Source organism: Rothia sp. HMSC069C03, from assembly GCF_001811075.1.
Classification (GTDB): Bacteria; Actinomycetota; Actinomycetes; order Actinomycetales; family Micrococcaceae; genus Rothia; species Rothia mucilaginosa.
Map to the genome: position 1 here is coordinate 103,964 of NZ_KZ627138.1, position 21,849 is coordinate 125,812.

General features: G+C 57.2%; 14 protein-coding genes. 12 read left to right on the forward strand and 2 right to left on the reverse strand.

Features of this window, described 5'->3' with window-relative positions:
• Positions 1–51 precede the first annotated feature (51 nt).
• Together ilvD and HMPREF2779_RS06230 are read left to right on the forward strand one after the other, a co-directional pair.
• Positions 52–1,896 carry a dihydroxy-acid dehydratase gene (gene ilvD / locus HMPREF2779_RS06225; protein ID WP_105361098.1) on the forward strand — a complete coding sequence of 615 codons (1,845 nt, stop codon included), beginning with the start codon at positions 52–54 and terminating at the stop codon, positions 1,894–1,896.
• Between the two features lie 252 nt (positions 1,897–2,148).
• Positions 2,149–3,183, forward strand: a complete 1,035-nt coding sequence (locus HMPREF2779_RS06230) for a 2-oxoglutarate dehydrogenase (RefSeq protein ID WP_105361099.1) — start codon at positions 2,149–2,151, stop codon at positions 3,181–3,183.
• Between the two features lie 130 nt (positions 3,184–3,313).
• On the opposite strand, the gene HMPREF2779_RS06235 is transcribed toward HMPREF2779_RS06230, so the two are convergent.
• Complete coding sequence (locus HMPREF2779_RS06235) at positions 3,314–3,592, reverse strand: putative quinol monooxygenase (RefSeq protein ID WP_044150828.1); 279 nt, start codon at positions 3,590–3,592, stop codon at positions 3,314–3,316.
• Positions 3,593–3,897: 305 nt separating this feature from the next.
• On the opposite strand from HMPREF2779_RS06235, the gene HMPREF2779_RS06240 reads away from it, so the two are divergent.
• Positions 3,898–5,094, forward strand: coding sequence for an RNase H family protein (locus HMPREF2779_RS06240; protein ID WP_105361100.1), 1,197 nt, complete (start codon positions 3,898–3,900; stop codon positions 5,092–5,094).
• A gap of 236 nt (positions 5,095–5,330) precedes the next feature.
• Positions 5,331–6,431 (forward strand): YdcF family protein, encoded by a 1,101-nt coding sequence (locus HMPREF2779_RS06245; RefSeq protein WP_233992301.1) that lies wholly within the window; start codon positions 5,331–5,333, stop codon positions 6,429–6,431.
• A gap of 115 nt (positions 6,432–6,546) precedes the next feature.
• Here the strand turns inward: HMPREF2779_RS06245 and cls are convergent, their stop codons facing one another.
• Positions 6,547–8,025, reverse strand: coding sequence for a cardiolipin synthase (cls, locus tag HMPREF2779_RS06250; RefSeq protein WP_105361102.1), 1,479 nt, complete (start codon positions 8,023–8,025; stop codon positions 6,547–6,549).
• Between the two features lie 113 nt (positions 8,026–8,138).
• On the opposite strand from cls, the gene HMPREF2779_RS06255 reads away from it, so the two are divergent.
• From HMPREF2779_RS06255 to HMPREF2779_RS06290, 8 genes are all read left to right on the forward strand, one after another.
• Positions 8,139–8,810 (forward strand): TetR/AcrR family transcriptional regulator, encoded by a 672-nt coding sequence (locus HMPREF2779_RS06255; RefSeq protein ID WP_233992302.1) that lies wholly within the window; start codon positions 8,139–8,141, stop codon positions 8,808–8,810.
• A gap of 128 nt (positions 8,811–8,938) precedes the next feature.
• On the forward strand, positions 8,939–10,681 hold the full coding sequence (locus tag HMPREF2779_RS06260) for an MDR family MFS transporter (RefSeq protein WP_105361104.1): 1,743 nt from the start codon (positions 8,939–8,941) through the stop codon (positions 10,679–10,681).
• Positions 10,682–11,207: 526 nt separating this feature from the next.
• The gene (locus tag HMPREF2779_RS06265) at positions 11,208–12,203 is read left to right on the forward strand and encodes an ABC transporter permease (RefSeq protein WP_005507218.1); all 996 of its coding nucleotides are present in this window, start codon (positions 11,208–11,210) and stop codon (positions 12,201–12,203) included.
• A complete protein-coding gene (locus HMPREF2779_RS06270; protein ID WP_005507216.1) occupies positions 12,200–13,201 on the forward strand; it encodes an ABC transporter permease in 1,002 nt (333 codons plus the stop codon). The genes HMPREF2779_RS06265 and HMPREF2779_RS06270 overlap by 4 nt, the downstream gene beginning before the upstream one ends.
• Positions 13,201–15,294: an ABC transporter ATP-binding protein gene (locus tag HMPREF2779_RS06275; protein ID WP_105361105.1), complete on the forward strand. Its 2,094-nt coding sequence runs from the start codon at positions 13,201–13,203 to the stop codon at positions 15,292–15,294. The genes HMPREF2779_RS06270 and HMPREF2779_RS06275 overlap by 1 nt, the downstream gene beginning before the upstream one ends.
• A 429-nt stretch (positions 15,295–15,723) precedes the next feature.
• Entirely contained in the window at positions 15,724–17,424 is a 1,701-nt protein-coding gene (locus HMPREF2779_RS06280) for an ABC transporter family substrate-binding protein (RefSeq protein WP_105361106.1), read from the forward strand.
• A 368-nt stretch (positions 17,425–17,792) separates the two neighbouring features.
• Positions 17,793–19,523, forward strand: coding sequence for an ABC transporter family substrate-binding protein (locus HMPREF2779_RS06285; protein WP_105361107.1), 1,731 nt, complete (start codon positions 17,793–17,795; stop codon positions 19,521–19,523).
• A 407-nt stretch (positions 19,524–19,930) separates the two neighbouring features.
• Entirely contained in the window at positions 19,931–21,631 is a 1,701-nt protein-coding gene (locus tag HMPREF2779_RS06290; protein ID WP_105361108.1) for an ABC transporter family substrate-binding protein, read from the forward strand.
• Positions 21,632–21,849: the final 218 nt, after the last annotated feature.

Genomic DNA, 21,849 nt, shown 5'->3' on the forward strand with positions numbered 1-21,849 from the left:
TTGGACGCCGCGCGTAAAATCAGTACTTGCATCACTACGGAAGGTAAAACAATGCCAGAACTGCGTTCACGTACTTCAACTCACGGCCGTAACATGGCTGGTGCCCGCGCCCTGTGGCGTGCCACCGGCATGGGCGATGACGACTTCGGCAAGCCCATTATTGCTATCGCGAACTCTTTCACCCAGTTCGTGCCCGGCCACGTGCACCTGAAGGACATGGGTGAGCTGGTCGCCGGCGCGATTCGTGAGGCTGGCGGCGTCGCCAAGGAATTTAACACCATCGCTGTTGATGACGGTATTGCGATGGGCCACGACGGTATGCTCTACTCGCTGCCTTCCCGCGATCTGATCGCTGACTCGGTCGAGTACATGGTCAACGCGCACCGTGCCGACGCGCTGGTCTGCATCTCTAACTGTGACAAGATCACCCCCGGTATGCTTCTGGCGGCTATGCGCCTGAACATCCCCACCATCTTTGTCTCTGGCGGCCCCATGGAGTCCGGCGAGGGCATTGAGGGTATTGTTGAGCACCGCCTCGACCTGATTGACGCCATGGTGATGGCTGTTGACGATAGCGTCAGTGACGCTGCGCTCGCTCAGGTTGAAAAGAATGCGTGCCCGACCTGCGGTTCGTGTGCGGGTATGTTCACCGCGAACTCCATGAACTGCCTGAATGAGGCGATTGGTCTGGCTCTGCCCGGTAACGGCACCACCCTGGCTACTCAGGTTGCTCGTAAGGAGCTGTTCCTGGACGCTGGCCGCCGCATCGTTGAGCTGGCTAAGCGCTACTACGAGCAGGATGACGAGTCGGTTCTGCCCCGCTCCATTGCGACCAAGGAGGCGTTCGAGAACGCTATGGCGCTGGATGTGGCGATGGGCGGTTCGACCAACACCGTGCTGCACACCCTGGCGATTGCGCACGAGGCGGGTGCTGACTTCACCCTGAAGGATATTGACCGCATTTCGCGTCAGGTTCCCTGCCTGGCGAAGGTTGCCCCGAACTCCACCAAGTACCACATTGAGCACGTGCACCGTGCCGGTGGTATTCCCGCCCTGCTGGGTGAGCTGAACCGTGCCGGTCTGCTGCACAAGAACGTTCATTCTGTTCACGCTGATTCGCTGGACGAATGGCTGGACGAGTGGGATATCCGCGGCGGCAAGGCGAGCGAGAAGGCGAAGGATCTGTTCCTCGCAGCTCCCGGCGGCGTGCGCACCACCCACGCGTTCTCCACCGCCAACAAGTACGAGTCCCACGAGACTGACGCTGAGAACGGTTGCATCCGTTCGGTCGAGCACGCGTACACCAAGGACGGCGGCCTGGCCGTCCTGTACGGCAACATCGCCCAGGACGGCGCAATCATCAAGTCCGCAGGTATTGATGAGGAGCTGTTCCACTTCAAGGGTCGCGCCTTCGTGGTCGAGTCTCAGGACGAGGCTGTGTACGAGATCCTGTCGAAGAATGTGAAGGAAGGCGACGTTGTCGTCATCCAGTACGAGGGCCCGAAGGGCGGCCCCGGCATGCAGGAGATGCTGTACCCGACCTCCTACCTGAAGGGTCTGGGCCTCGGCAAGAAGTGCGCGCTGATCACTGACGGTCGTTTCTCCGGTGGTACCTCCGGTATTTCTATCGGTCACGTCTCCCCGGAGGCGGCTGCTGGCGGCGCAATCGGCCTGGTGCAGACCGGCGACGAGATTGAGATTGACGTGAACAACCGCATCCTGCGTGTAAACGTTTCGGATGAGGAGCTGGCTGCTCGCCGCGAGGCGAAGGGTGCCGCACCGTGGCGTCCGACCAAGCCGCGTGAGCGTCAGGTATCGAACGCCCTGAAGGTGTACGGTATGTTGGCTGCTTCGGCTGATAAGGGCGGCGTACGCATCCTGCCCGAGGACGTATAAGCCCCTCACGTATCGTGTGAGAATTTAATATCTTGCCCTGATGGGCTGGCGCCCCGTTCCGCGGTTTTTCTGCGGGCGGGGCGCTGTTCTTTGTCCGCGTCTTTGTCTGCCGTCGTGGGATACCCGGTGCGGCGTATTGCCTTGTCAGTTGCGGTGCAGTAGGGTGTAAGAAGGTATTTAGGTACCCGCTTCACCGACTCAGCACAACCACTCAAACACAACGCAATTCGCAACCCTCACAAGGACGTATTCATGGTTACCTTGCCCGCACGCGCACAGCGTGCTTTTACTCGTCGTGCCCTGACGGCTCTTGCCTGCATCGGTGCGCTCGCTTTGAGCTCTTGCTCTGCTCAGCCGCAGGCTGAGGAGTCTGAAACCACCCCGATGATGGTGGCGACTTCCTCGGCGTCCGTTGATGCGAAGACCCTGTTTAAATCGGCGGATGGCTCCTGGAAGCCGAATACTGTGCAGATCTCTGCCGGCCTGGACGCGCCGGCAACTTTCGATGTTGTAGCAACCCCGGCCGATGAGCCGAGCACCGACGCCGAGTACGAGGCGGCATACGCCTCGGCGAGTGGTTCCGCGAACACTATTGATGCGGGCACCCGCTGCGGTGTGACGAGCCTGCTGGGTGGTTCCGCCGGTATTTACGTGTATGACGGTTCGGATTGTGCGAAGGCTCAGGAGGCGGTGCGTCTGTTCAACAGCCGCAAGAACCAGGACGGTTCGGCGAGTGTTGAGTGGTACCAGTGCGCTACGAAGGTGCAGGGTCGCGACTACATTACGGGTGCCTGCTTCACGCAGGGTGGTGGCGTTGAGAAGCCGCGCCTGGCGTTGATTCCGGCGCAGACCCGCATGCTCTCGGGTACGCTGACTTTCGCTGAAGTCTACGGCGGCGGAACTTTCGGTCAGGGCGATTCAGCGAAGACTGTTGAGGCGCTGCGTTTCACCAGCCCGGACTCTAAGGTCGCGTGCTCGGTGACCCCGTCGGGTGTGGATTGCCAGGCGCTGGTTGGTGTGACCCTGGAGGGCTGGGATGCCGCCTCCGGTAAGGCGCAGCAGCGCGTGCACATGGTGCAGGGTCAGGCTCCCGAGGCGAGCCTGGTCGGTCAGAGCGCCACCCCGGAACCGGTGAAGACCGAGGGCATTACTGCGCTGCCGGCTGGTCAGGTGGTGACTGCGTACGGTTACACCTGCAAGTCGGTGAATACCGGTAAGGTGCATTGCGTGAGCGCGACGAGTGGTTTCACTCTTGATTCGGTGGAGGTTGGCATAGAGCGCCGATAAGCCGAGAGCGCCGCTAAACCGAGAATAAAGGCGCGCTGCGAGTTGCCGCGCTCGCCTCCATAACTGACATGCGAAGGTGCCCGGCACCCCTCACATAGGGGGTGCCGGGCACCTCGGTCTTTAACGTCGTTTAGCGGAAGTTGACGATGCGAACGTCCAGCTCGGAGGAGAGCAGCGGCTCCCATGCGGCGACAGCCTTCTGGAAGTGTTCGGTGCCCATGTGCTTTTCGAGCAGTTCCTGGGATTCCCAGCGCTCGATGAATGCGAAGTCGGTGTCGGAGACAGCACCGAAGTCGTAGCTGACGTTGCCTTCGTCCTGGCGGCTTGCGGTCACGAGCGGTTCGATGGTCTTGAGGAATTCTTCGACGTGCTCGGGCTTGACGGATACTCCGGCGTAAACACCAATCATGGGGCTCTCCTTGTGGGGTGGTGCGGCGGTTGCCGCGTCGTATATGACTCTTTTACCGTACACCTTTCCCCGCGCCTCGGTGAGGTATGCGCGGGGGTTTCTCGCGCTGTGTTGTGCGCTGTGTTCTGTGCTGGGGTTTGCGTTGTGGCGGTGTGTGAGAGGAGTTGCGGGTGATCCATTCGCTAACTGTAAAAAAGGTGTTTTATATTTGCGTGCCCCTTTCTTTTCGACCTATAAAAGAATGAGGACGATACACCGCATGAATGGAAGGAGAAGCGGTATGGCACGCATGGGGGGTGACACTCATGGGATTTTCACCGGCGCACATCAAACGATGCACCCTGACCTGGGAGGCGCCCGACTATAGCGCCTCGTACCCTGCCGGGTACACGGATCAGGGTGTTGCTGTGATTGCGGTGGCTCAGGAGCATCGTACGGCGCAGGGTTTTTGTTATTCGGCCTTGTCGACGGTGGTTTTTATTTCTAAGCAGGACGGCACCCGCACGGTGGTGAATGAGGAGCCGATGCTTTTCACTCACGTTCATTCCCTGATGGAGTGCTGCGATGAGGTGCATCCTTGCCTGCTGGGTCGTGCCGTGCTTTCGGCGTGGGATGTGGTTCCTGAGCAGTACCGTCAGAACCTGGTGACGATTGCTGCTGACCGTAAGAATCTGAAGCATCTTTTCCGTGATTGCGACCAGTTGAAGGGGATCATGGAGTACCGCGCCTTTGAGAAGGTGCTGGACCCGTACGATAACCATTCTTTGGGTGAAGTGCATGTGAAGCTTGCTGGCACGCCCGCGTATGAGCGGATGCAGGCTGAGGTGTGTGCAGCACGTACCGTCGTGGATGAGATGGTGGAGGAGGCGCTGACCCCTCGACCGCTGGATCAGCTGCAGGACTATAGCGTTTTCACGGATTGTTCGTTCCGTTCGACTCACAATAAGAAGTATCAGCGTGGCGGCCGTATGGGCATCGCCGGCGTGAGTGAGGACGGCTTCTATTTTCATGCCCACTATGATGGCGTGAATATTATGACCGGTGAGCTGTCTGCGATGTTGGCGGCTTATACGGTGTTCCATAGTGGCTCGCGCCGCCTGATTATTCATACGGATTCTTTGGGTGCGTTGACATTTGTGTTGCGTTTGGCGCATAGCCGTTGGGCTTTTGAGGCGTGGGTTTCTGAGGGTATTCAGGATGAGCGCGTGGTGGCTCAGATGCGTGCTTTGACGGAGGCGATCCGCGAGAAGCGTGTGCTGGTGAAGCATGTTCCGGGCCATACGGGCCACGGTTTGCAGGAGAGTAGCGACTCTGTGTCGAAGATGCATCGCCATTTTCCGGGGCAGATTGTGGATAAGCGTCATCAGAGCGAGTTTAATCAGCGTTGCGAGTCGATTATTACTGCTTTGTCAGGTTGTGCGAAGGCTGTTCGCCTGCTTGCGCCGGAGTGGTTGCAGATTAAACCTTCTTCAATCCACACGGGAAACCGTTTATGGCGCTAAACTAGTCCAGGGTAGAAATGAACGCGCGATGCATTCGCCGCATACGAAGGTATGCGATGTCGGAGGTGTCGCGTGTTTCTTTTTGCCCTTTTTCTGTGTGTGTGCTTGTTCTGTGTGTGCTTGTGTGCGGTGGGTCTGCAGCGATAGATGCACAGTGGCGGGGATAGAATTGTGTGAAGAATTTTTCGATTCTCCCGATTTTTAGCGGGTGCACACTATTTTTTGGGACCCAATTTATGCAGTTTCTCCCTCCTCCTGATTCTCCTCTATATATTCCGCTGGTGGTGCTGTATGCGCTGACGGCGCTTTCGCTGGTGCTCTTTATCTGCCTCTACCTGCGGGAACGCCGTAGTGTGTTTGTCGGCTGGTTGCTGATTGCGACCGTGGGGTTGCTGGGTACGAGCCTGGGCGTAACGGCGATTGTGGCAGAGAACCAGATTTTGCTGGTGTTGGCGTTCCTCATTGTTATCGTTCCGGCGATCCTTTCGATTTTTACGCCTTTGGGTTTGACCGGTCTTTTCCTATATAGCGGTGTGCGTCTTATTGTTCGTGAGGGTTTTTCGCTCACTAATTCTTTGGCATTAGCTGCCGGTATTGCCCTTATTGTGGGTCCGTTCTTTATTCCCGGTCCGGCGGAGAACACTCCGTTGGGCGGCGTGTGGGGCACTATTTATTTCTATTTTTCGCTGGTGCTGACCTATTTCACCATCTACGCGGTGGGCTTTACTGTGTCGGCAGTGTTGAACCTGGTGAATTTCCGTCAGCAGGCTGACTATGTGGTGGTGCTCGGTTCGGGTCTCATTGGTGACCAGGTGACTCCGCTGCTGGCGGGTCGTATCGATCGAGGCATTGAAATTTACCGTAAGAACCCCGGCTCGAAGCTGATTATATCTGGCGGCCAGGGCGCGGATGAAGAGGTTCCTGAGGGTGTGGCGATGACTCGCTACGCTGTATCCCGCGGCATTCCCGAGGCGGACATTATTGTGGAGGACCGCGCGGTGAACACCCGCGAGAACCTGCTCTTCTCTTACGCCTTGATGCCGGAGGTTGCCGAGGGTAAAACCCCGAAAGTTGCTGTGGTAACAACCAGCTACCACCTGTTCCGTGCGTTGCTGTTGGCACGTTCGCTGGGTCTGGAATGCTGGGGTGCGGGGGCTCGTACGAAGCTGTATTTTGCGGTGAATGCTTTTATCCGTGAGTTTATTGGGTATTTGAGTATTACTCGCCGTCGCCACATCATCACTTTGAGCCTGTGCACGGTTCTCTACATTGCAGTGGCGCTCTTCGTGTGGTGGATGCACTCCGCCGGTTTGGTGGGCCCGGGCGAACCGATATAGCCCCTGGTCTGCTCTAGTACGTATCCGTGCTCTAGCTTGTAGCCCGGTGCATCCTGCGATAGCGCCTCATACAATAAAACTGCCCACCCGGGGTTATCCGGGTGGGCAGTTTTATTTAGAGGAGCGATGACCACAGTCGGCAGAGGTTCTCCGTCATCTTGATGCGGCGCGGGCGCTCCGCCCACTGGGTGTACAGCAGCTCGGTGCAGACCTGCTCGTATTCGGCGCATACTTCATCCAGCATCGCCACCATTTTGCGGTCAATGACGAACGTTGACACTTCCATGTTCAGCGAGAAGGAACGCGGGTCCATATTGGACGAGCCAATGAACGCGATTTCGTCGTCGACCATCATGAACTTGGAGTGCAGCACGGTCGGGCTGGGGTACTGCAGAATACGCACACCCGCCTGCAACAGCTGCTCGTAGTAGGAACGCTGCGCCATGTTCGGCAGGAACTGGTCGCCCTTCTCGCACACAATCACGGTGGTTTCAATACCGGAGTATGCGGCGTTCGTGAGTGCCTGCAGTAGGGTCTCTTCGGGTACGAAGTAGGGTGAGCAGATGGTGATACGCCGCTCGGCATTGTAGATCAAGTAGTTGATGAGGCGCAGGTTGTTTTCGGTTTCAAAACCGGGGCCGGAGGGCACAACCTGGGCGCGCATCCCATCCTTGTAGTAGGGGATATTGGTGTTAATTTCTGCCAGGATCAGCTGGTTCGTTTCGGAGTACCAGTCGGAGACGAAAACGGCGTTGAGCTCTTCAACGATGGGGCCGGTGCAGGAGAAGGTCAGGTCCTTCCACTCCAAGCCCTTCTTAATGTTTTCGGGCATGTCGTAGGAGCGGTGAATAGCGTTCTGCGAACCGGAGAACGCGACGCGTCCGTCCACGACGAGGACCTTGCGGTGGTTACGCAGGTCGGGTCGCTGCCACTTGAGTTTCCACGGTTTGAGCGGCAGCATGAGGCGCCACTGCATACCCGAGTCGTTGAGCATTTTCACGAGTTTCTTATAGGACGGGTATTTGCGGGAGCCGATGTGGTCGAGGAGTACGCGCACCTGTACACCGCGTTCGTGGGCTGCGAAGAGGGCGTCCCAGAGGACTGCGCTCGCCTCGTCGTAGGCGGTGATGTAGAACTCGAAGTGCACGTATTTGGTGGCGCGGTCGACTTCTTCCGCCATGGCGACCATTGCCTCGTGGTTGTCGGTGTGGAGGGTGAATTGGTTGCCGCCGACCAGGGGGAGTGAGCCCAGGGTGTAGTTGAGCTGGCTGGCTGCCTTTGCGGGGTCGGAGAGGTCGTCGGTGCGGGTGAGGAAGGGCTTGTTCTCGCTGACTTCGCGGATCAAGTCGTTCATGGCGTGTTGGCGTGCGCGGCGGTAGGCGGGCAGGCGCGAGGAGCCGAAGACGAGGAATGCGATGAACCCTACGAAGGGGATGAAGAAGATGGCCATGAGCCAGCCCAGGGCAACCACGGGTTTGCGGTTGTAGGGGAGCCAACAGAGGGCTGCGAGTCGGATGAGGATATCGGCGATGCCGAGTGCGAGGCGTAGCCAGTCTGGCAGGAAATCGAGATAGGCGGGGGCAAACAAGTTCATCCCTCTATTATGCCGATGTTTTGTGTGGGGCTGGAGCTTAGCTGGCTATGCTGTGGGCCTTAACGCCAAAAATGCACTTGAGCATTGTGTGCAGTGATGAAATAATTGCAGTTATGCAGAAAAAGGAACAGAGCCTTCGCGAACGCCGCCGCGAACAAACCTGGACGGCAATCCACGAAGCAGCCCTCAAACGCGTCCGCGAACACGGGATGCGCGGAACCACCGTTGAAGAAATCGCCCAAGAGGCGGGCGTCTCCCCGCGTACCTTCTTCAACTACTTCCCCTCCAAAGAGGATGCCGTCCTGGGTCTGCGCGAACCGGTGGTCAGCGAAGAAATCCTCGAAACAGACCGCGCCCACGAGGATGACAACACGATTATTCGTGTAACCCATCTTCTCTGGGAGGTCATTTTCCAGAGCTTCCACTACGCCAAGGGCAAGGACCCTCGAGCTCCCTATCAGGAGTTCCCCGAGTCCGCGAAACGAATGAAGATGCACTACATGAAGTGCGAACAGGTGCTCACCGAGTACCTGAACACCATCGACTGGGTGGCTTTTGATGCTGCTGGTCGCCGCGGCCCCTTCCCGCGCCGAAACCCGGCTGACCCGCTGACCGATCACTTCCGCGAGCGATCGCGCGCAAAGGTCCAGCTTGCCTCCGCGGTGCTTCGTCAGCTGGAGTTTGCCCGCGACCTGGAAGACAAAGAGGATATCGCCCGCGGTATTCGCCAGACGGTGAAGACCTTCCAGTTCCTGCTTTTTGAGCAGAGTCGACCGGCAATCTAGCGGCGGTTCACTGCTACAAATGACAAAAGCCCGCCGGAACCAAATCGGGGCGACCGATTCGAGCAACCGAATCAAGAACCTGGCGGACACATAACAGAAACATATAGAACGTAACTAAGGATTAAACGATGAGTACAGAGGAAAAGAAGCTACCTCAGCCGCCAGCCGGTGAGACTAAGCAGGAAAGTAAAAACCGCATCCGCGCCATGTTCCTGGGCCTGGTCATTGTGATGCTCATGTCCTCGCTGAACCAGACGATTCTGGCGCCGTCGCTGCCCACGATCGTCGGTGAGCTTCACGGCGTGGAGCACATGAGCTGGGTGATTACCATTTTCATCCTGCTGTCGACGATTACGATGCCGGTCTACGGCAAGCTTTCTGACCAGTTCGGACGCAAGCCCTTCCTGATTTTTGCGATTGTCGCTTTCATGGCGGGTTCGGTTGTTGGCGCGCTCGCGCAGAACATGAACTGGCTGATTTTTGCTCGCGCCCTGCAGGGTCTGGGCGGTGGTGGCCTGATGATTCTTTCTCAGGCGGTGATTGCTGACGTGATCCCTCCTCGCGACCGAGGCCGCTACATGGGTATTATCGGTGGCGTTTTCGCGTTCTCGTCGGTGGCTGGTCCGCTGATTGGCGGCTGGATTACTGAGGGCCCGGGTTGGCGTTGGGCGTTTTGGCTGAATCTGCCGTTGGCTATTTTGTCGATTCTTGCGGTGATTTTCTTGCTGCCGCACCGCCCGTTCCGTGAGCGTGAGAAGCACAGCATCGACTACCTTGGTTCGTTGATTTTGATGGCGGGTACGAGTGCGCTCGTGCTTGCTACGATCTGGGGCGGTAACCAGTACGAGTGGACGTCGCCGCAGATTATTGGTCTGCTGATTTTCTCGGTGGTTGCTGCGCTGGTGTTCATCCCGGTGGAGAACCGTGCGGCTGAGCCGGTTATGCCCATGTACCTGTTCAAGAACCGTAACTTCCTGCTGACTCTGGGTGCTTCGCTGGCGCTGGGCGTGGCGATGTTCGGTGCGGTGGAGTACATCCCGACCTATCTGCAGATGGCGCTGGGCGTGAGTGCTACGGTGGCTGGCCTGCTGATGATCCCGATGATGGGTGTCATGCTGGTGGTGTCGATTGTGACGGGCCGCGTGGTGTCGAAGACCGGTCGCTATAAGAGTTACGTGACGACCGGTACCGCGGTTGTGGCGTTGGGCCTGTTCCTGCTGTCGACTGTGACTGTTGAGACTCCGACCTGGCTGTTCTGTATATACCTTGCGGTGATGGGTGCCGGTCTGGGTATGTCTATGCAGTTCTTGACTCTGATTGTTCAGAATGCGTTCCCGGTGAGTGTGGTTGGTACCGCGACGGCGTCGAATAACTTCTTCCGTCAGGTGGGTGCTACTGTGGGTGCCTCGCTGGTGGGTGGTCTGTTTACCTCGCGTCTGACCTCGCTGATTTCTGAGCGTATGCCTCAGCAGGCGCTGCAGTCTTCAGGTAGCCATGCGTCTTCGTCTCTGACTCCTGAGCTTGTGGCGTCTTTGCCGGAGCCGGTGCACGGCATCATTGTGAATGCCTATAACGATGCGTTGATTCCGCTGTTCCTGTACCTGGTGCCGCTGGGCCTGGTGTCTACGCTGCTTCTGTTCTTCATTCGTGAGGATGCGCTGGCGACGACCCTGGAGACTGAGCCGGCTGTTGATATTGCCCGTGCGGCGACCGGTGCGATTCCGGTGATTACTCCGGAGATGGCGGCGAAGGATGCGCAGGCTCTGAAGAGCATGCAGGGTCCTAACCGCAGGACGATTGCTGAGTCAGTGAGCTCGGATGCTTCGCATGAGGCGGGCTCTTCGGAGGATGGCGGCTCCTCGCGTTCCTAGAACGAGGGATAACGAAAAGGTGCGCGCCGGAGGCGTTGCCTTCCTATATAAGCGGCGCCCCGGTGCGAGTCGTGTGCTCGTGCCGGGGCGCCGCTTTTGGCTGAGTTGCCTTAACCAGTGCGCTTAAGAGGTGTGCCTTAGTGCTTGGTTTAGGGGTTGGAAGTGTTGGTTTAGTCCCTTAAATAGTGGGTTTACGTGGTGTTTTGCCCCAGTAAAGCGCTTATCGAAAAGGTTATTACGTCCCTATGTCGAGAGAATTGTTTCCGATGTAAAATTTTCGTAAAAATTGTTAATCCGCCCCTTTTCCCCGGTATTCCGGGGCATTTTTTTACCCAGCTCCCTTTTAGCTTGCATACAGGCTGTTCTAAGGGGTGAAAGTGCCCAATGTGGGTTTGGTGGAAGTGTTACAGGCTATATAAGATAAAGTACATATGCTCCTAGTGACAGTCATCACGAAGCAGTGCGCTAGGACAGCATGACACACATGCCTTAACACCGACATCTACACAAGGAGGGGAACCGTCCCATGTTTAGGTACATCCTCCAGCGATCGCTGACGTACCTCGTCATGGTCTTTATTACGACCACGATGGGTTACTTTGCAGCGGTTACTGCCCTGAAGCCTGCCCTCTTGGAGCAGGAAAAGGTTCCGAAGCCTAGCCCCGAGCAGGTGAACCGTAACTTCGCATCCCTGGGTCTCGATCCCGAAATGAACCCCTGGGACCGCTACGTTCAGTGGCTGACCAATGTGGTCACCAAGTTCGATTGGGGCCGTAGCCCCAACGGCGCGTACATTAACCAGGAATTTGGCCAGCGCGTGTGGGTTTCTACCCGCCTGCTGCTGGTGGCTACCATTCTCTCGATTGTGATTGGTATTGCCCTGGGTGTGTACTCGGCAGCTCGCCAGTACAAGTTCTCTGACCGTGTTATCACCGGTTACTCCTACCTGGTCTACATCATCCCCGCTCCCGTTGCTTACTTCGTGGTGCAGCAGGGCGCGACCACTATCAACAACATCGCCGTTGCTAATGGTGGAGAGAAGATTTTCTATGTGACCGGTATTTCGACTCCGGGTCTGACCGGATTCTGGGAAATCACCATGGATATGGCGGCGCACTACGTCGTGCCGACCTTCTGTATGACCATCTTCGGTTGGGCTGGTTACCAGATTGCACAGCGTCAGTACCTGCTCGATAACGTGAACGCTGACTTCGTGCGTACCGCTCGTGCTAAGGGCTTGACCCGTAACCAGGCGATTACTCGCCACGCACTGCGCGTCTCCTTCATCCCCGTGGCACAGTCCATCGCGTACCAGATTCCGATGATTTTTGCGGGTGCATTCTTCGCCGAGACCGTCTTTGCATGGCCCGGTATCGGTAAGTGGTCGATTGACTCCATTTCCGCGCAGGACGTGAACGCTGCGACCGTGACCCTCGCGTACGGTTCTGCACTGTTCGCTGTCGGTGCGATCATCGCTGATATCGCTACCACCATCGTCGACCCCCGAGTGAGGATCTCATGAGTCAGGTAACTGCAACTTCCTCCGTACCGGTGGTACAGGAGAACGGTGACTTCAAGGTCATCAACAAGAGCGTTATTATTCTGCGCCGCTTCCTGCGTAACAAGGCTGCAGTCTTCGGTCTGTGCGTGTTCATCGGCATGGGTCTGTTCGGTCTGTTCGGTAAGTACCTGACCAAGTACAAGCCCAACGACATTGACTACATGGCGCTGGGTGAAGGCCCCTCGGCCGAGCACTGGTTCGGTACCACCATCGCGGGTAATGACGTGTTCGCCATGATGTCTGAGGCCGTCTGGACCTCTCTCCAGATTGGTGTGGTCGTCGGTTTGGCCACTGTGTTCATCTCCGCAGTTTACGGTTGTGTGATGGCGTACTTCGGTGGCTGGATTGACAAGATTATGCTGTTCATCCTCGAGACCCTGATCATGGTTCCCTCGCTGCTGATTCTGGCAATTCTGATCAACGGTCAGGTTGGTAAGCAGATTCAGAAGAGCGTCCCCACCTGGGTTCTGCTCTCTGCAGTGCTGATTGCCTTCGGCTGGATGGGTAGCGCCCGTGTTATTCGTGCAATGGCGCAGTCCCTCATCAACCGCGACTTCGTGAAGGCTGCACGCTACATGGGTGTGCACCCCTTCAAGATTGTGATGCGCCACCTGGTTCCGAACATTGGCTCCCTGCTGGTTCTGAACTTCACCAGCGGCATCATGGGCGCTGTGCTCTCTGAGGTCGCTTACTCCTTCATCGGCATCGGTATTAAGTACCCCAACTACTCGCTGGGCTCGCTGATTTCGGATGCTTCGCAGCAGATTAACACCCTGCCGCACATGTTCTGGTTCCCGGTTCTGTTCTTCTTCCTGCTGGTTGGTCCGCTGGCCCTCATGAACGACGGTCTGCGTGACGCATTCGACCCGACTTCGATGTCGGTCGGTAAGATCAAGAAGTCCAAGAAGAACGAGAAGGCAGAGGCACCTGCTGCCGCTGCAAAGGAGGCGAAGAACTAATGAGTACCTCTCCCGTTCTGAGCGTTAAGGACCTCAACGTCCGCTTCAACACTGAGAATGGCATCGTGCATGCTGTTCGCGGTGTGAACTTTGACCTGTACCCCGGTAAGACCCTGGGTATTGTGGGTGAGTCCGGTTCCGGTAAGTCCGTTGCCTCCATGGCGATTATGGGTCTGCACCCGACTACCGCTGACATCACCGGTTCGGTCAAGTACAACGGCACCGAGCTGCTGGGCTTGAGCGATAAGGAAATGTGCGCATACCGCGGCAAGGAGATCTCTATGATCTTCCAGGATCCGCTGTCCTCGCTGACCCCCGTGTACACCATTGGTGACCAGATTGCCGAGGTGCTCAAGGTCCACAACAAGGGAATGAGCAAGCAGGCTATCAAGGACCGCTCCATTGAGCTGATGCGTATGGTGGGTATTCCTTCGCCGGCTGACCGCCTGCGTTCCTTCCCGCACGAGTTCTCCGGTGGTATGCGTCAGCGCATCATGATCGCTATGGCGATTGCGAATGACCCCCGCGTGCTCATCGCCGATGAGCCCACCACCGCACTGGATGTGACTATTCAGGCGCAGGTGCTGGAGGTTATGCAGAAGGCTCAGGAAGAGACCGGCGCAGCGACCATTATGATTACCCACGACCTCGGTGTTGTGGCTGGTATGGCTGACGACATTCTGGTGATGTACGCCGGTAAGCCGGTGGAGATTGCGAAGGCAGAAGACCTGTACAAGCATCCCTCCCACCCGTACACCATCGGTCTGCTGGGTGCGGTCCCGCGTGTGGACCGTTCCGAGAAGGTCTCCCTGGTTCCGATTGAGGGTACCCCTCCGAACCTGATTAACCCGGTGACCGCGTGCTCCTTCCGCCCGCGTTGCCCCATCGCTAAGAGCGGTGGCCAGTGCTGCCAGGACTCCAGCGGAGAGCCCGATCTGCAGCTGCTGGAAGGCGTTGGCGAGGGCCACTACTCCTCCTGCACCATCTCTCAAGAGCTGGTCGGTAAGACCGCTGACGAGCTGTACCCGGTTCCGGAGCCCCCGGTATCGAAGTACGACGGCATTCCGCGTGAGGAGCGTGCCCCCGTCCTGGAGGTCCGCAACGTCAAGAAGCACTTCCCGCTCATGAAGGGTGCGCTGATTAAGCGCCGCGTGGGCACTGTGAAGGCTGTGAACGGCCTGTCCTTCGACATTCGCGAGGGCGAGTGCTTCTCCATCGTGGGTGAGTCCGGTTGTGGTAAGACCACCACCCTGCTGGAAATCATGGAGTTCAACAAGAACACCGACGGTGAGATTCTGATTAACGGAACCTCCACCAAGGACGGCAAGTCCGCAGGTGAGATTCTTGAGCTGCGTAAGAACCAGCAGATGGTGTTCCAGGACCCCACCGGTGCTCTGGATCCGCGCTTCACCGTTTACGAGGTGCTGGCTGAGCCCCTGGAAAACCAGGGCATGAACAAGGCAGACATCAAGAAGCGCGTCATCGAGCTGATGCACATTGTGGGTCTGCAGCCCGACCACGTGAACCGCTTCCCGAACCAGTTCTCTGGCGGTCAGCGTCAGCGTATCGGTATTGCTCGTGCGCTTGCCGTTAACCCTAAGCTCGTGGTTCTGGATGAGCCGGTGTCCGCACTGGACGTGTCCGTCCAGGCTGGTGTGATCAACCTGCTGGAGGAGTTGCGTGCAAACCTGGGCCTGAGCTACCTGATGGTTGCTCACGACCTCGCGGTGATTCGCCACGCATCCGACCGCGTTGCAGTGATGTACCTGGGTCGTATTGTTGAGATCGGTGACGTCGACCAGGTGTTCGACAACCCGATTCACCCGTACACCCGTGCACTGCTCTCGGCGATTCCGGTTCCGGATCCCGAGGTTGAGGCAAAGCGCCACCGCATTATGCTTGAGGGCGACCTGCCCACTCCGGTGAACGCGCCTAAGGGTTGTGGCTTCTCGAGCCGTTGCCCGGTCTTCAAGCTGCTGCCTGAGGACAAGAAGCGTCGTTGCCTGGAGGAGATGCCGGAACTGACCCCCGTTGAGGGCCAGGATCACGGTTATGCTTGCTACTACCCTGAGGCTGAGGCCGCTACGGTGTAGCTCTAGAGTCGGCTGAATAAGTCGCATGTGTGCCGAGGGGCGAATATTCGTTGAATATTCGCCCCTCGGGTTTTTTATGCCCGGTATTGGTGGGCTGTACGTTGTTCGAGATTGTCACCTAGTGAGACGGTGCGAGCCGCAGAATGTGGCGCTAGGCACTGAAACCACCAAGAAAACAGGAAAAACTGCACTGACTAGGCGTAACCTTTCTCACCATTCAAGATATGAATATTTATGGAAGAGCTTTCCTGCTGGCAGTAAGCCATAATTAAGCCTGTGGGTGCGCCGCTAGGGGCGTACCTCAAGGAACACATTCATAGACCGGCACTAATTCATCGCTCACCGCACCCTATTGCGGCGCATGAGCAGGGAATCCTTGACGCTTTCCTGCAGGATTATTGAGGGTCAAACGTATAAGAGGACACTCTCATGGAGAAGAATTTCATCCTGAACCGTCGTACCGTTCTCGGTGGCGCTGCAGCACTGGGTACCGTGGGCGTACTGGCTGCGTGCGGCTCGTCCAAGGACTCCAAGGCAACCACCAAGGGTGCAACCGTGGGCACCGATGCCAAGGAGCTTTATGACCTTGCTGAGGCCGCTGTTTCTGAGCTGAAGGATGGCGGCACTCTGCGCCTGGCTGTTCCGGGTATTGGTCCGGACTTCAACCTTTTCAGCGCGGACGGCAACTCCCTGTACACTCAGACCGCTATGAGCCCCGTGGCTTACGCAGGCCTGTGGCAGGGTGACCCCCTGGGTAAGCGCACTCTGGCTCCCGAGTTTGCGAAGAGCTTCGATGTCGCCGAAGAAAACGGTCTGCCCGTCGTCTCCATTGAGCTGAACCCCCAGGCTAAGTTCAACGATGGTACCCCCATCGACTACAAGGCTCTGCAGGCTACCTGGAACATCCTCAAGAGCACCGATGGTGACTACAAGGTCGGAAGCAGCGGCATCTACAGCAGCATTGCTTCCGTGGAGCGCGACGGTGATGACTTCAAGGTGAAGGTAACCTTCTCCGCACCTTACTACCCGCTGAATACCCTCTTCGCTGGCATTGTGCACCCGGCTCTGCTGGACAAGGAACTCTTCAACACTGGTTTCGTTGACAAGCCGCACCCCGAGTACTGGGTTGGCCCCTTCACCATTGCTGAAGGTGGTTGGAACTCGACCGAGAAGACCCTGACCCTGACCCGCAACGACAAGTGGTGGGGCGAGAAGCCCGTTCTGGAGCGCATTGTCTTCCGTCAGATGGATCCCGCTGCTGAGCGCGCGGCATTCAAGAACGATGAGCTTGATGCGATTGGTGCTACCACCGCTTCCGCATACAAGGAGCTCAAGGACGTTGCTAACATCGAGATCCGCCGAGGTTCTCGCCTGTTCTCCGGTGGCGTGACCATGAACCCCGCCCGCATGCAGGATGTTGCTCTGCGCCGCGCTGTGGTTACTGGTCTGAACCGTGAGGCTCTCGCCAAGGTTCGTTTCCAGGGCCTGGATTACGAAGAGAAGCTTCCCAACTCGATGATTCACATGCCCTTCAACGAGTACTACCAGGACACCTACCCGACCCCGAACAACGATGCTGCTGCTGCATCCAAGATTCTGGAAGATGCAGGCTACACCAAGAACGGTGAGTTCTACGAGAAGGACGGCAAGCAGGCTGCCTTCAAGTTCTCCATCTTCGGTGAGGATCCCACCTCCAAGGCTGTCGGTCAGACCCTGGTTCAGCAGCTGAAGTCCGTAGGTATTAATGCTGAGCTCGACTCCCGTGCTGTTAGCGAGTTCAACAAGACCATGGCCTCCAAGGACTACGACGCAACCTCCTCCGGTTTCGCTCCGAGCTCCCCGGATGCTACCGAGGCTACCGAGCAGTTCTACATGCGCCGTAAGCCTGAGGAAGCTGGTTCCGATGAGATCAATGAGATGATTGCAAAGATGAAGCTCATTGCTGACGACAAGGAACGCAACCAGGCTTGCAATGAGATCGAGAAGAAGCACCTGGCTGAGTTCGCAGTGCTGATTCCGCTCATCAACGGCCCCGAGTACAAGTTCGTGAAGAAGGGTCTGCGCAACTACGGCGTGTCCCTCTTCCAGGGCACCGGCATTCACTGGGAGAAGGTTGGTTGGGCTAAGTAAGTCCTCATCCCTTCACCTCCTAGGTGAATAGCCTAGAGCTATTGAAAGTGTCCACCCGGATTATCCGGGTGGACACTTTTTGCATTTCTGGAGGGGGTGCTTTGGGTGCTTTTATGTACCGATGCAGGGGAGCGGGGGTATAGCTATCCGGAAAAATCTGAAGAATTCGCGCAAAAACAGGGTATTCATAGTATGAATATTCAAAAAACACGATAAATATTAAGAAATATTGTGAAAATGCTTGGTTTTCGCTCTCGAGGTGCGCTACAGTGAAGTCATACAAAGTTATGCAGTGCTCTGCATAAATAATCATTACTTCGGGAATACGGGGTACACCCGCCCGCACAAGATAGAAGGAAACCACTCCCATGACCGCCAACACCGCATACACCGCGAGTAGCCACGAAGCGACCAAGAACAGCTTCAGCCGCCGCGTCCTCATTGGCGGCACCGCGGCTCTGGGAGCTGTAGGTCTGCTCAGCGCCTGCGGCAACGGCAGCGCAAGCTCTGAAAAGACCAAGGCTGCCGGCGCCGGTGCCAAGATCGAAGACCTCTACGACATCAACGCCCAGGACGTGAACAGCCTGAAGAAGGGTGGCATCCTGCGCCTGCCCGCCGGATCCATCGGTCCGAACTTCAACTTCTACACCCAGAGCGGTAACACCAGCGATAACGTCAACGTTATGAGCACCATCAGTCAGGCTGGCATGTGGAACCTCGACTTTGATGGCACCTACAAGCTGAACACTGACTTCGCTGTCTCCTTCGAGCACAGCAAGAAGGGCGACAAGATTCAGGTTGCCGTCAAGCTCAACCCCAAGGCTGTCTTCAATGATGGCACCCCCATCACCTACAAGGCGCTCCAGTCCACCTGGAACATCTTCAAGAGCCTGGATAACGGCTACAACATTGTCTCCAGCGGCATCTACGAATTCGTTGAATCCGTAGAAAAGGGCGAAGACGACTACAGCGCAACCGTCACCTTCTCCAAGCCCTTCTACCCGCTGCAGAGCCTCTTCTCTGAGATTCTGCACCCCGCACTGGAAAACGTCGAGCTCTTCAACAACGGCTTCGTGGATGCGCCCCACCCCGAGTACTGGGCTGGCCCCTTCACCCTGGCGGATAAGGGCTGGGACTCCACCGCAAAGACCTTCAGCGTCGTGCCCAACGACAAGTGGTGGGGCACCAAGCCCCTGCTGGACAAGATCGTCTTTACCCAGATGGAGTCCAGCGCTGCACGTGCCGCGTTCAAGAACGACGAAATTGACGCTATCGGTGCAAGCACCTCCTCCACCTACACCGAGGTGAAGAACGTGGCAGGTACCGAACTGCGTAAGGGTACCCGCCTCTACGCCGGTGGTCTGGATATCAACCCCCGCCGCGTCAAGGATGCTGCCCTGCGTAAGGCAATCTTCGCCGGCACCAACCGTGAAGCACTCGCGAAGATTCAGTACCAGGGCCTGCCCTACGAGGAAACCATCCCCGGTTCGATGATTCACATGCCCTTCTCACCCTACTACCAGGATTCCTACCCGACCCCGAATAACAGCGTTTCGGAGGCGCAGAAGATTCTGGAGGCCGCCGGTTACACCAAGAACGGCGACTACTACGAGAAGGACGGCACGAAGGCTGGCTGTGCAGTGGTGGTCTTCGGTGACGATCCGACCAACAAGGGTAAGGCTCAGACCTTCACTCAGCAGATGAAGGATGTCGGCATTGAGATCCGGATCGATCAGCACGCCGATAGTGAGTTCGCCACCATTCTGGGCAACTGGGACTACGATATTTCCTTCAGCGGCTACTCGGTCTCTGCTGACGCAACCGAGGGTACCAAGCAGTTCTACTACTCCGAGAACAACGAAGGTATCGGCAGCAAGGAAATCGATGCCCTCATCGACGCCATGACCCTCATTGAGGATGACAAGGAACGTAACCTTGCCTGCAACGAGATTGAGAAGAAGCACATGGCTGAGTTCGCCTTTCTGGGTACCATTACGAACGGTCCTGATTTTGTGATGGTCAAGAAGAACCTGGCTAACTACGGTCCGCACCTGTACAAGTCGATGGACTGGACTGCTGCGGGCTGGATGAACTCCTAGAGGTTCCTACCCTATAAGCGGGTCGAATGCGTATATGCGCGTTCGGCCCGCTTTGCTGTGCCCGTTGGCTATTTCTGGAGGTGGGGGAGGGGTGTTGCGCGAAGGATGGTGGGGTTACGTCGGTATGGATTTAGGCCCGCTGCATTAGGGCCGGGCGTAATAATTTAGAAATATTTATCGTGTTGCACACCTGTAGTGATGTGTGTGGTGTACACTACTAAAAATATTAAATGTGGCTTAGAACATAGCTTTAGGTCACATTATTTTGCATGGCTTGACCTGCCCGCCCATCACCGCAGATAGCAGGCGCTCCTGCAGACGGAAACCCCGCCTCCAGAGCACGCGAGCCACCCACTCTACACTGCAAACACTGCATCAGTGCAGTCCACACCCACAAGGAGCCCATCATGAGCCCCCACCCCATCCCCTCCCTCTCCGGATTCAACCCGATCATGAGCCGCCGCGTACTGTTCGGCGGCGCAACCGCCGTCGCTGCTGCCGGCGTACTGAGCGCATGTGGCTCCTCGTCCTCCAAGACCGAGCACAAGGCAAGCGAAACCCCGTTCTATGAAATCAACGAGCAGGACCCCTCGAAGCTCAAGCAGGGCGGTACCCTGAACCTGAGCACCTACTCCCTTGGCCCGGACTTCAACCGCTTCTCCCAGAACGGCTCCAGCATCTCCGTCTCCGAAACCATGGGCATTATCGCCGGTGCCGGCATCTGGCGCAGCACCTTCAAGGGTGAAGACGAGCTCGACCCCAACTACTGCCTCGGCTTCGAAGCTAAGGAAGTAGACGGCAAGATCACCGCAGAGGTTCGCCTGAACCCCAAGGCAGTCTTCAACGACGGCACCCCCATCGACATCGACGCCTTCAAGGCAACCTGGCAGATCCAGCGTGACCCCGACGGTGAATACAAGATTGCCGCAGCAGGTATCTACGAATTCATCGAAAGCGTTGAAGCTATCGACGGCGACCGCTACCACGCACGCGTTGTTTTCAAGACTGCACACAACCCCGTCAAGGGTCTGCTCTTCAGCGGAATCCTGCACCCGGCGATGCTCGACGTAAACCTCTTCAACGAAGGCTTCGTCGACAACCCCCACCCCGAACTCGGTTGCGGCCCCTTCACCCTGGCACCCAACGGCTGGAACTCCTCCGAGAAGACCTTCACCGCAGTCCCCAACGATAAGTGGTGGGGTGAGAAGCCCAAGCTGGACCGCATCGTCGTGCGTGAAATGGCAGACCCCGCAGCTCGTGCCGCATACAAGAACGGCGAACTGGACGCGGTGGAAGCACGTACCCTCAGCGCCTACAACGAGATGAAGGACGTTGCAAACTCTGAAATCCGCCGCGGTCACCGCCTCTTCGCTGGTGGCATGAACCTGAACGCACAGCATATCACTGATGCTGCCGTGCGTAAGGCAATCTTCCTGGGTATCGACCGTGGTGCTCTGGCAAAGATTCGCTTCCAGGGTCTGCCCTACGAAGAAGAAGTTCCCGGCTCGATGATGCTGATGGGTTCCTCCCAGTACTACCGTGACAACTACCCGGCACGTAACCCGGAGGAAGCACGCAAGGTCCTGGAGAAGGCAGGCTACACCAAGTCTGGCGACTTCTACGCGAAGGATGGCAAGACCATCACCCTGAAGCTGACCACCTTCGGTGATGACGCCACCACCAAGGGCCAGGCACAGACCTTCATTCAGAGCATGAAGGAAGTCGGCATTAACTTCGAGCTCGACTCGCGTGCACAGTCCGAATTCTCGAAGGTTGTTGGTAACCGCGAGTACGACGTGAGCATTTCGGGCTTCGGCCTGAGCTCCGAGCCGACTAGCGCTGCCGAGTACTTCTACCACTCCAAGAACTGGAACGGCGTCGGCACCCCCGAAATTGACGCTATGGTCGACGAGATGGTCACCATCCTCGACGACGCTAAGCGCGCCGAGAAGTGCAACGAGATTGAGAAGAAGCACATGAGCGAGGTTTGCCTCTTCATTCCCTTCCTCAATGGCCCGGACTTCAAGGCATGCCGCCCGAAGCTCGCTAACTACGGTGCGTTCCTCTTCAAGAGCCTCGACTGGTCTACCGTCGGCTGGATGGCATAAGCCGCAGTTTTAAGCTCCCTGCCCCCTATACGTTTTCGCAGTGTCGTATAGGGGTGGGGAGCTTTTTTCTTGTGGAGGGTTCAGCGCGCTTTAGCTGCCCCGACGCTGTGCTTGTAACTTGTAACGACTCTCAAAGCACCGGATGTGACGCGCTCGCGCGCCAATGCGACATAATATTTCATTTTTTAGTTTTCGCATGCGGCTTCCGCGTGATGATG